The sequence below is a fragment of the Pilimelia anulata genome (genome assembly GCF_014647895.1).
In the GTDB taxonomy this organism is placed as follows: domain Bacteria; phylum Actinomycetota; class Actinomycetes; order Mycobacteriales; family Micromonosporaceae; genus Pilimelia; species Pilimelia anulata.
The window spans coordinates 315841-326546 of the sequence record NZ_BMQB01000003.1 but is presented as its reverse complement, the minus strand read 5'-3'; the positions used below and the strand labels follow the sequence as shown (position 1 = coordinate 326546).

At 75.3% G+C, this 10706-nt stretch carries 12 protein-coding genes; 4 read left to right on the top strand and 8 right to left on the bottom strand.

All coding sequences use genetic code 11. The annotated features are described in order from the left end of the window. Nucleotides 1–49 precede the first annotated feature (49 nt). Nucleotides 50–550: a SixA phosphatase family protein gene (locus IEY94_RS09155; RefSeq protein WP_189169649.1), complete on the top strand. Its 501-nt coding sequence runs from the start codon at nt 50–52 to the stop codon at nt 548–550. 46 nt (nt 551–596) lie between these two features. On the opposite strand, the gene IEY94_RS09150 is transcribed toward IEY94_RS09155, so the two are convergent. From IEY94_RS09150 to IEY94_RS09140, 3 genes are all read right to left on the bottom strand, one after another. Continuing rightward, nucleotides 597–887, bottom strand: coding sequence for a DUF6458 family protein (locus tag IEY94_RS09150; protein ID WP_189169648.1), 291 nt, complete (start codon nt 885–887; stop codon nt 597–599). Between the two features lie 161 nt (nt 888–1048). Further along, nucleotides 1049–2902 (bottom strand): acyl-CoA dehydrogenase, encoded by a 1854-nt coding sequence (locus IEY94_RS09145; protein ID WP_189169647.1) that lies wholly within the window; start codon nt 2900–2902, stop codon nt 1049–1051. Between the two features lie 247 nt (nt 2903–3149). Then, nucleotides 3150–4280, bottom strand: coding sequence for a PP2C family protein-serine/threonine phosphatase (locus IEY94_RS09140; protein ID WP_189169646.1), 1131 nt, complete (start codon nt 4278–4280; stop codon nt 3150–3152). 571 nt (nt 4281–4851) lie between these two features. Here IEY94_RS09140 and IEY94_RS09135 point away from each other — a divergent pair. Beyond that, nucleotides 4852–5946: a right-handed parallel beta-helix repeat-containing protein gene (locus IEY94_RS09135; protein WP_229783456.1), complete on the top strand. Its 1095-nt coding sequence runs from the start codon at nt 4852–4854 to the stop codon at nt 5944–5946. Nucleotides 5947–6010: 64 nt separating this feature from the next. On the opposite strand, the gene IEY94_RS09130 is transcribed toward IEY94_RS09135, so the two are convergent. The 5 genes from IEY94_RS09130 to IEY94_RS09110 all read right to left on the bottom strand — a co-directional run bounded on the left by IEY94_RS09130 (nt 6011) and on the right by IEY94_RS09110 (nt 8431). Then, nucleotides 6011–6313, bottom strand: a complete 303-nt coding sequence (locus IEY94_RS09130; protein ID WP_229783455.1) for an MmcQ/YjbR family DNA-binding protein — start codon at nt 6311–6313, stop codon at nt 6011–6013. Between the two features lie 144 nt (nt 6314–6457). Continuing rightward, nucleotides 6458–6754 (bottom strand): hypothetical protein, encoded by a 297-nt coding sequence (locus IEY94_RS09125; RefSeq protein WP_189169645.1) that lies wholly within the window; start codon nt 6752–6754, stop codon nt 6458–6460. Between the two features lie 77 nt (nt 6755–6831). Continuing rightward, nucleotides 6832–7311 (bottom strand): DUF1842 domain-containing protein, encoded by a 480-nt coding sequence (locus IEY94_RS09120; RefSeq protein WP_189169644.1) that lies wholly within the window; start codon nt 7309–7311, stop codon nt 6832–6834. 265 nt (nt 7312–7576) lie between these two features. Continuing rightward, complete coding sequence (locus IEY94_RS09115) at nt 7577–7996, bottom strand: RDD family protein (protein WP_189169643.1); 420 nt, start codon at nt 7994–7996, stop codon at nt 7577–7579. 21 nt (nt 7997–8017) lie between these two features. Next, the gene (locus tag IEY94_RS09110) at nt 8018–8431 is read right to left on the bottom strand and encodes a DUF2752 domain-containing protein (RefSeq protein ID WP_189169642.1); all 414 of its coding nucleotides are present in this window, start codon (nt 8429–8431) and stop codon (nt 8018–8020) included. A 420-nt stretch (nt 8432–8851) separates the two neighbouring features. Here IEY94_RS09110 and IEY94_RS09105 point away from each other — a divergent pair, with 420 nt between their 5' ends. Both IEY94_RS09105 and IEY94_RS09100 read left to right on the top strand, forming a co-directional pair. Then, nucleotides 8852–10012 (top strand): DNA cytosine methyltransferase, encoded by a 1161-nt coding sequence (locus tag IEY94_RS09105; protein ID WP_189169641.1) that lies wholly within the window; start codon nt 8852–8854, stop codon nt 10010–10012. Beyond that, on the top strand, nt 10009–10689 hold the full coding sequence (locus IEY94_RS09100; protein ID WP_189169640.1) for a very short patch repair endonuclease: 681 nt from the start codon (nt 10009–10011) through the stop codon (nt 10687–10689). Before IEY94_RS09105 ends, IEY94_RS09100 begins: the two co-directional genes overlap by 4 nt. The last annotated feature ends 17 nt before the right edge of the window (nt 10690–10706 follow it).

Sequence of the window (10706 nt, the reverse complement as noted above, 5' to 3'; positions counted from 1 at the left end):
GGATTACCGGCGTACTTACCCAACAGCGCGATCCGCAATCAGGCACCATGTGCGGGTGACCACGCTCGTGCTGCTCCGCCACGCCAAGGCCGCCCGCCCGGACGACGGCCCGGACTTCGACCGCCCGCTCACCACCCGCGGCCACGGCGACGCCGCCGCGGCCGGCGCCTGGTTACGCCGCAAGCAGTACATTCCGGACGTTGTCCTGTGCTCGCCGGCCCGGCGCACCCGCCAGACCTGGCACGCGGTCGCGGTGGCGCTGGCCGACGCCGCCCGGCCGGAGGTCACGTACCGCGCGGAGATCTACGAGTCGGGCGCGCCGGGCGTGCTCGCGCTGCTGCACGACCTGGGCGAGCACGCGGGGACGGTCCTGCTGGTCGGCCACAATCCGACCGTCTCGGACATGTCGGCGCTGCTGGCGCCGGCCGCGGTCGAGGAGGGCGGCCTGCGCACGTCCGGGATCGCCGTGCACCGGCCGCGGGTGCCGTGGGCGCGGCTGGGCGCGGGCGACGCCGTCCTGGTCGAGCAGCACACCCCGCGCGCCGGCTGACCCGCCGCGCGGCCCACCGCCCCGGGATCGCCCCCGGGGCGCGCCGTCACGGCTCCATCGGCGGCCGCAGGTGGCTGGCGATCGGCTCCGGGTCGACCACGGCGTGACCGTGCGCGAGCCGGGTCTCCTCCAGTACCGAGCGGTCGACCCCGCGCATGGTGCCGTTCTGGCGCCGGCGGGACATCAGGTACCAGATGGTCAGCAGGACCGTGACGAGCCCGGTCAGGATGAAGATCCAGCCGGTGACGCGGAGATCGACGTACTTCACATCCACATTGATCGCGTACGCGAGAATCGCGCCGATGGCCATAAGGAAAATGCCGCCACCAATTCCCATATCGCACTCCTTCGCCGGATATACCAGGATAACCCCGTACGGCCGACAGTGCCGGCCGCAATCCCGGAATGTGCGGCGCAGGCCACACGCATACGGCGAATTCGGGTCGTTCCGGTATCAAGCCGCAGTCGACCCGGCGGCGGGGCAACGGTAGGACGATTTCAGAATGCGGCGTCGGGCAGCTCCATCGCGTCCGCGGTGGCGTGCTCCAGCACCCGCCGGTCGGCCGCCAGCCGCGGCAGCACCTCGGCGGCGAAGAACCGGGCGGCGGTGACCTTGCCCTCGTAGAAGGCGACGTCCCCCGGCGCGCAGCCGTCGGTCAGCGCGGCCAGCGCCACCTCCGCCTGCCGGGCGAGCAGCCAGCCGATCACCACGTCGCCCGCGGCGAGCAGGAACCGGCGCGAGTGCAGGCCGACCAGGTACACCCGCTCCGGCTCGCCGAACTGCGCCTCGGCCAGCCAGCCGCCGAGCGTCTCGACCATCGCCTGCAGGTCCGCGGCGGCGGCACCCAGCCCGAGCCGGACGTCCTTGAGCCGCCCGTTGCCGGCCTCGCTGCCGACGAACGCCCGGATCTCGCCCGCGAGCGCCAGCAGCGCCTTCCCGCCGTCCTTGACGATCTTCCGGAACAGGAAGTCGAGGCTCTGGATCGCCGTGGTGCCCTCGTACAGCGTGTCGATCTTGGCGTCGCGCACGTACTGCTCGACCGGGTAGTCCTGCAGGAAGCCCGAGCCGCCGAACGTCTGCAACGCCTCCGCCCCGAGCAGCTCGTACGCCCGCTCCGAGCCGCAGCCCTTCACCAGCGGCAGCAGCAGGTCGTTGATCCGGGCGGCCCGGCGGGCGCCGCGCTCGTCCCCGTCGGCCTCGGCCAGCGCGACCGCGTCCTGCCAGTGCGCCGCGTAGCAGACGAGGGCGCGCAGGCCCTCGGCGTACGCCTTCTGCAGCAGCAGCGAGCGGCGCACGTCCGGGTGCGCGATGATCGGCACCCGCGGCGCGGTCTTGTCCGCGGCCCGGGCCAGGTCGGGGCCCTGCACCCGGCCGCGGGCGTAGTCGAGGGCGTTGAGGTACCCGGTGGACAGCGTCGCCATCGACTTCGTGCCGACCAGCATCCGGGCGTTCTCGATGATCCGGAACATCTGCCGGATGCCCTCGTGCACGTCGCCCATGAGCCAGCCGACGGCCGGCGCGCCGTGCTCGCCGAACGTCAGCTCGCAGGTGTTGGAGACCTTGAGGCCCATCTTGTGCTCGACGTTCGTGGCGTACACGCCGTTGCGGGCGCCGAGCGCGCCGGTCTCCGGGTCGAAGTGGTACTTCGGCACGACGAACAGCGACAGCCCCTTGGTGCCGGGCCCGCCCGCGCCCTCGACGCCGACCGGCCGGGCGAGGACATAGTGGACGATGTTCTCCGTCAGGTCGTGCTCGCCGGAGGTGATGAACCGCTTCACGCCCTCGAGGTGCCAGGAGCCGTCCGGCTGCGGGATCGCCCGGGTGCGGCCGGCGCCGACGTCCGAGCCGGCGTCCGGCTCGGTGAGCACCATCGTCGAGCCCCAGCCCCTGTCCACGAAGAGCTGGGCCCAGCGCCGCTGCTCGGCCGTGCCCTCCTCGTACAGCACGTGCGCGAACGACGGCCCGGACGCGTACATCCACAGCGCCGGGTTGGCGCCCAGCACCAGCTCGGCGACGGCCCACTGGAGGGTCCGCGGGGCGAGGGTGCCGCCCAGCTCCGGCGGCAGGTGCACGCGCCAGAACTCGGCGTCCATGAACGTGTGGTACGCCCGCTTGAAGTCCGCCGGCAGCGGCGCGGTGTGCGCGGCCGGGTCGAAGACGGGCGGGTTCCGGTCGGCGGCGGCGAAGCTCGGCGCCAGGTCCTCGCGGGCCATCCGGTCGACCTCGGCGAGCAGGTCGCGCGCGGTGTCGGCGTCCATGTCGCCGTAGGGCCCGGCGCCGTACGCCCCGGAGCCGAGCACCTCGAACAGGTTGAACTGCAGGTCACGCAGGTTGCTGCGGTAGTGGCTCACGTCGACACCTCCGGCACGCGGGCGTGGTTACTGGCGAGTAACTACATATTACCTACCAACCGGTAACCTGAACAACGGGTCGCCGGGACGACCCGCGCGTGCACCATCGGCCGGCGCGCGCCGAACTACAGCCGGCGGCGGGTACGGGTGATTCCGGACAGGCGACAACGGCGAGCCCGGCGGCGGGCGGCGGTGCGGGCGGCCGGGCCCCGGCGGCGGGCGGCGCGGCGGGGAGAGGGCGGGCGGCTCAGTGGCCGGGCGCCTCGACCTCCCAGCTCGGGACGGCCGCGTCGCGGCTCGCCGAGCGGGGCCCCACGTACTCCATCAGGACCAGCGCGATGTCGTCGTCGAGCTGCCCGCGGACCCACTCGACCAGCGCCGACTCCAGCGACGCCAGCCCGTCCCCGACGGTCCCGTGGCCGAGCAGGCGCCAGGCCCGCTCGGCGGTCGGGAAGAACACCCCGTCCCGGCGGGCCTCGCCCAGCCCGTCGGTGAACAGCAGCAGCCGGTCGCCCGGCTCCAGCCGCTCCACCCGCGGCTTCACCACCGGCATGAAGCCCAGCGGCGGGGCGGGCGATGGCGGGTCCAGCGTGATCACCCGGCCGCGGCGCAGCAGCAGCGGCGGCGGATGCCCGCAGTTGACGATCGTCAGCGTGCCGCCGCGCTCCTCGACCAGCGCCGCCGTGACGAAGTCCTCGTCGCCGACCGAGCGGGCCACCGCCCGGTCCAGGTCCGAGACGATCGCCCGCAGGTCGGCCCGCTCGTACGCGACGTGCCGGTACGAGCCCAGCACGATGCTGGCCAGCCGGACCGCGTCCAGCCCCTTGCCGCGCACGTCGCCGATGATGATCCGCGCCCCGTACGGCGTGTCCAGCGCCTCGTACAGGTCGCCGCCGATGTCGGCGGCCGCCGTCGCCGAGATGTACCGCCCGGCCACCGGCAGCATGCCGATCTGCGGGCCGAGCGGGCGCAGCACCGCCTGCTGGGCCACCGAGGCCAGCCGGGTCAGCTCGGCGATCCGCTGCGACTGCCGCTGGCGCAGCGTGGCCACCCCGGAGGCGATGCCGGTGGCCGCGATGATGCCCAGCACGTTGATCACCGCGGTCTGCGAGAACTCGCCGGTGAGCACCGCGAAGACAATGCCGAGCAGGCTCGCCACGACACCGGCCGCCAGGACCACCGGCCAGGCGGCGAACGCCGCCGCGAGGAACGGCGCCGCCGCCAGCAGGCCGACGTAGTTGGCGTCCCGCCCGTCCGCCAGCTCGATGATCGACACCAGTGCGACCAGCACGAAAGCCGCGCCGAGGCCGGCGCGGGAACCAGAGCTGAGCGGGCGACGGCCCGGGCGTGGGATTCGCATGGGTATGAGGTTCAGCATGCCGTATCGACACCGCTGGCAGAACGAGGTTGGCTCCACGACCGGTGCGAATTGCCTGCCCGGTTTCGGCGCGTCGAAGCCCGGATGACCGCCTGCGGGCCGTCGGGTGCGGGCGCGCCGCCGGCCGGCGTGTCGCGGCTGGCCGTCCGGTCAGCCCGGCGCGTCGGCCGCCGACGGTTTCGCGGGGCCGGTGCGGCTCCGCCGGGGCGCACCGGGTACTCCACCACTTCGCCTCTTGGGTCGTCACGTGCCGGGACGCAGCCGCCCGGCCACTCGACCGCCGGGCCACCGGGGCCGCTGGACCACCGGCCCCGGGGACCGTCCGGTCGCTGAACCGCGCGGCCCGCGGCCGCGCTCGCCGCCGGGCCGCTCTCGCCGCCGGGCCACTGTGGAGCCCGTCGATGCGCCTGCGACCTCACCATAGGCCATCGTCGCTACCCCGGTAACCCGCCGTGTGGTGACGCAGTCCTCACCTCCACTGTGGTGACCCGACCGGCTCGCCGTCGTTGTTCCCGGTGTGTCCGTTGCGCCCGACCGCGCCGGATTTCGTCGGACCGAAGGAGTGGCCGCCGTGTCCACCGAACGGGTCCTGACCACGCGCATGCCGCCGCTCGCGGTGGCCGGCGCCGTGACGATCGCGCTCGCCGCGACCGCGGTGGCGGTGCTGGCGGTGCTGCGCCCGCCGCCGAACGGGGCGGCCGCGCCCCCGCCGCCGCGCCCGGCCGTCCCGCTGGCCGACGCGGCGGCCGCCCCGGCCGTACCGCCGGCGGTGACCTGCCCCACCCCGACCGTCCGGGTGCGCGGCGCGAACCGGCTCGCCGCCGCCCTGGACCGGGTGCGGCCCGGTACCTCGATCGCGCTCGCCGACGGCGTCTACGGCGGCCGGTTCACGCTGCGCGCCGGCGGCACCGCCGCCGCCCCGGTGTACCTGTGCGGCGGTCCGCGCGCGGTGCTCGACGCCGGCAGCCGGGCCGCCGGCGAGGTGCTGCGGCTGGTCGACCTGGCACACGTCCGGCTGGTCGGCTTCACCGTCCGCAACGGCCTGCGGGGCCTGGTGCTGGACGGCGCCCGCCGGGTGGTCGTGCAGGGCCTGACCGTCGAGCGGACCGGCGAGACCGCGATCCACCTGCGCCGGTTCGCCAGCGACAACGTCGTGCAGGGCAGCACGGTCCGGCGGGCCGGACTGCTCCGGCCGTACTCCGGCGTCGGCATCCGGGTCGGCACCCCGGCGACGCACTGGTGCGCGGTCGCCGACTGCGAGCCGGACGCCGCCGACCGCAACGTCATCCAGGGCAACCGGGTCTCCGCGACCACCGCCGAGGCGGTCGAGGCGCACGAGGGGACGACGGGCGGGCGGATCGCCGACAACACGTTCGACGGCTCCCGGCTCGCCGGTACGACAGCGGACGCCTGGGTGGACCTCAAGGGCAACCGCTGGCGGGTCACCGACAACCGCGGCCGGCTGTCCCGCGGCGACGGCTTCCAGACGCACAGCCCGGTCGACGGCTGGGGGACGGGCAACCTGTTCGCCGGCAACGCCGCGCAGGTCGACGGCCCCGGCTGGGCGTTCCACTTCGACCCGGTGCTGGGCAACCGGGTGGCCTGCGACAACACGTCCACGGGCGCCCGCCGCGGCCTGGCCAACGTCGCCTGCGCCGCCGGCTGACCGCCGCGGCCCGCCCGCCGGGACCCCGGCCGCCCACCCCGGCCCGGGCGGCCACCGGCGCGGCCTACTGCGGGCGCTCGGCCCGGGGGAGCTTGCGCACGACCGCCTCGTACGAGGCGTCCACTGCCTCCCGCAGCTCCGCCGCGGGGATCGCGCCGGCGAGCCGCAGCGTGTTCCAGCCGTACCGGGCCAGGTACGGCATCGGCGCCGCGTCGTCCGGGTACCGCAGCAGCCACTCGTCGGCCACCTCGCGGTCCGGCCCGCACTTGAGCCCGACCGTGCCGCCGGCCCCGCCGAGGAACGCGAAGATCTTGTCCCCGACCTTGGCGACGCGGTCCCCCCTCCCACGGCTCGTCGGGCCGGGCACCCGGCTTGGCCAGGCAGTACTCCAGCAGCGCCGCGGCGTCCACGGGCCCTCCGCTCCGGTCGTCGCGGGCGCGCCCGCGGCAAGGGGGACGCCGCCGCCCCCGGCTGGCGGACCCGGGGACGGCGGCGGGGGTTGTGCGTTCGCTCAGTGCGCGGTCAGCGACCGCACCGGCACCATCATGCCGCCGCTCGGCGTCTCGATGATGATCTCCTGCGGGTCGGCGGGCATCGGGAACGACGACTCGACCCGGTACGGGAAGTAGCCGATCGCGGGCGACTGCTGCCCCTGCACGCGGAACGGCGGCGGGTTGAGCACCTCCGTGGTCGCGCTGGCGATCGAGATGTCCGTGACGCCGTCCTCGTGGCCGGACGCCTCGATGGTGAGGATGCCCGCCCGGTAGGTGGCGGTGACGTCCTCGGGGTTCAGGATCACGATGTCCATGCGCTCTCCAATTCAGGCGGTCCGGAAGTCGGGTCGTACCGGAAGTCGGGGCGGGCCGGGTCAGGGCGGGCCGGGGATCAGGGCGTGCCGGCGTGCTCGGCGTCGGTGATCACGGTGCCGGGGGCGGACTCGATGGTGTGCCACTGCTCGTCCGCTGTGCAGTACTGGAACGTCGCGGTACCGCTCTGCCAGTCCGCGCCGAGCATCAGCCGCAGGTTGAGCACCGCCGGCGCCGCCGGCCCGGTGCCGCCGTGCGCCGGCCAGTGCAGCACCGGGTACCCGGTCAGCGTCAGCATGATGTGGCTGGCCTCCGGCAGCACCGTCAGGTAGGTGTAGTCGCCGTCCAGCCGCACCGACCGGTCCAGCGGCGGCTCGGTCGCCCCCCGGACGATCCGGCCGAGCCCGTGCACCGACCCGCTGGCCGCGTCGAACGTGCAGTGGATGACCAGGCCCGGCGCGCCCGCGTGGTGCGTGCCGATCCGCCAACTGCCGATGAACAGCCCGCTGCCCCCGGCCCGGGTGGCACCCGTGGGGGACTCGGCGGTCGATGCGCTCATGGCGGTCCGCTCCCGTCGTGCGTGGGTGGTCGGGCGTTCGTGATAGCCCCCAGTTTCCGACCGGCCCCGGGGCCTGTCCGGCGAACCCGCGAATCGCTCCCGAACGCCGGGAACGCCGGTCGCCACCCGCCCCGGGAACCCCAACCAGCCCGCCCCGGACCCGCGCACCGCCACGCCCCGGAACCGGGCCGCGCCCCGGTGCCCCGCCCGGGAGGACGGCGGGCCCGCCGCGGCGGCGCGGCGGGCCCGGTCGGTCGCGCGGTCGTCAGGCGGAGACGACCACCGTACGGACGATCTTGTCCGCGATGGTCTGCCGCTTGGCGTCCCAGAGCGGGAACAGGAACCCGATGTAGCAGATGATCGCGTCGATCAGGTGGGCCACGTCGCGGCCGAACGCCAGGCCGGGGCCGACCGGCTGCCCGTTGTCCTCCCGGATCAGCTTGATCCCGAGCACGCCCTTGCCCCAGCTCTGCCCGGTCCTCCCCTGCTTGATCACCCGGTTGAAGATCCACAGGCCGAGCGTGATGAGGCTGCCGATCGTGCTGACCGCGATGCCCGTACCGGTCGGCCGGCCGTCCTCCATCGTCGCGGCCTGCACGAGGCTGCCGATGATCGACGGCACCGACACGGCCACCTGGTCGATCAGGTACGCGCCGACCCGCTGGCCCCAGTTCGCAAAGTTCATCTGCACTCCAAGCTCTCTCGTCTACAGGATTCCGAAGCGGTGGAGCTGGACGACCCAGCTCCCCAGCGCGACCACGGCGACCGCGGCACCGACCCGCCGCCGGGCCGCCGGCGACCACGGCACCGGCGCGGAGCGCAGCCCCGCCGCCCGCGCCCCGAACGCCACCAGCCCGCCCAGCGCGACCCCGGCCAGCAGGAACACGGCCGGATTCGCCGCCAACGCGGCCCGCGGATCCAGCCCCGCCAGCGCCTCCGCCGCGGTCGTCAGACCGCACGCCGGACAGGGCACCCCCGTCACCGCCCGCAGCGGACACGGCAGCCCGAGCCCCGTCGCGTCCCGGACCCGGGGCGTGACCAGCGCCAGCACCGCCGCCGCCGCACCCGCCCCGCCGAGCCGCTCGGGTACCGAGTACGGCCGCCCCGCCCGACGGATCATCCGCGCGCCGGCCGGCCGGGTCGACCCCGCACCACCCGATCGAGCGGCTGCGGCCCGCACTGTTCACCGGCCCGCACCGCCGCCGTACACCCGCTCGCCACCCCGGCCCTCCCCTCCCGCCGGACCGCGGCGACCGCCGCGCCACCGCGCCCGCCGCGGTGTTGCCGCACCGCCGCGGGTCACGCCGAACCCCTGCTTTATATCGCCCGCCCGGGCGATCCGGGGGCCGGACGCGCGGTCCGCCGCGAACGCCGGTTCGCGCGCCATGGGCACCCGCCGGCGCGCCGCGCGGGCCGGCACCGCGACACGCCGCCGCCCGTACGGAAAAGCCTGCCCGGACGGCCGCCGGCCACCCCGGTCCGGGACGCCGCGCCGGTGGGCCGGGGCGGGGCGGGGGTGGTCCCGGGCTATAATCCGGGGGTGGGGTTGAGCGTCGTGGACCTGTTCTCCGGTGGCGGCGGCGCGAGTGCCGGCTTCGCCGCCCATCCGGCGTTCCGGATCGCCGGCGCGGCCGACGCCCAGTACGGCAAGCCCAGCAGCCCGCGCGGCAGCCTCGGCTGCAACGAGACCTACGCCGCCAACATGGGCCTGGCCCCCGTCGCCGCCGACCTCGGCACCGTCGACCCCGACGACCTGGCCGCCGCGATGGGCCTGCCGGGCGGCCCCGACGTGCTCGTCGCCTGCCCGCCGTGCACCGGCTTCTCCCGTACCCTCGCCACCAACCACCTGCGCGACGACCCGCGCAACGGCCTGGTCCGGCGGACCGGCCTGTTCGTGCGCGCCTGGCGCCCGCGCGTCCTGCTCATGGAGAACGCCCGCGAGCTGGTCATCGGCCGCTTCCGCGAGCACCTCGGCGGCCTCACCGCCGACCTGGCGGCCCTCGGCTACCGGGTCGCCGCCGGCACCCACATGCTCACGGAGTTCGGCCTGCCGCAGCGGCGCGAGCGCGCCCTGGTCGTCGCCGTCGCCGCGGACCTGCCGCTGCGCACCCTCGACGACCTGTGGTCCGGCCTGGAGGTCGACCCGAAGGCCACCCACGTCCGGCGCGCGATCTGGGACTGGCACCTGCGCCCGCTCGACGGCGCCGACCCCGCGCACACCGCGCCCCGCTTCACCACGGCCGTCGCCCGCGACCGCACCGGCCGGATGCCGCACGACGGCGGCTCCTGGTCCGACCTGGCCGACACGCCCGCCCTGCTCACCCCGGCGATGCGCGGCCGGTTGGAGCGCGGCCGCCTCGGCAGCCACCCCGACGTGTACGGCCGCATGTGGTGGGACCGCCCCGCCCCGACGATCAAGCGCGAGTGCGGCCACGTCGGCAACGGCCGCTACACCCACCCCGAGCAGAACCGGCTGTGCACGGTCCGGGAGATGGGCATCCTCAACGGCTTCCCGGCCGACTACGCGTTCCGCGGCGGGATGAGCAACATGTACCGGCACATCGGCGACGCCGTACCGCCGCTCATCAGCTTCCAGCTCGCCCACCTGGCCGCCTGGATCCTCGGCGCCCGCCGCCCGTCCCCGGCCGACCTGGTCATGCCCCGCACCCACCTGAGCCCCGACGACCTGCGCCCGGCATGAAGCCGCCGGCCAGCACGGCGGGCGTCGCCGCGCGGATGAGCAAGCAGAAGGCCAGCAACACGGACCTGGAGGTCCAGCTCCGCAAGCACCTGTACCGGCTCGGGCTGCGCTACCGCCTGCACACCCGCAGCGTCCCCGGCACCCGGCGCACCGTCGACGTGGTCTTCCCCGGGGCACGGGTGGCGGTCTTCCTGGACGGGTGCTTCTGGCACAGCTGCCCCGTCCACGCGACGTTCCCCGCCGCGAACGCGGACTGGTGGCGGGAGAAACTGGCCGCGAACGTGACCCGGGACCGGGACACCGACCGGCGGCTGGCCGAGGCCGGCTGGGCGGTCGTCCGGGTCTGGGAGCACGAGGACCTGGCCGCCGCCGCGCTGCGGATCGAGGAGGTCGTACGGGAGCGGGCGCCGCGGCGGCGGGTCCGGGGGGTGGCGGTCGAGGCCGTGGAGCACGGGACGCTGTCGGCGTACGCCAACGCGGGGTGCCGGTGCGGGGAGTGCCGGCGGGTCAAGGCCGAGTACCAGCAGGGGTTGGTGGATCGGTACCGGGAGGCCGGGGGGCGGGGGCAGCACGGGACGGACTACCGGTACCGGACGGGGTGCCGGTGCTCGCCGTGCCGGGCGGCGCACGCGGCGGCGGACCGGGAGTACCGGGCGCGGCGCCGGACGTCGAGTTGACGACCTCATTGGGGTCG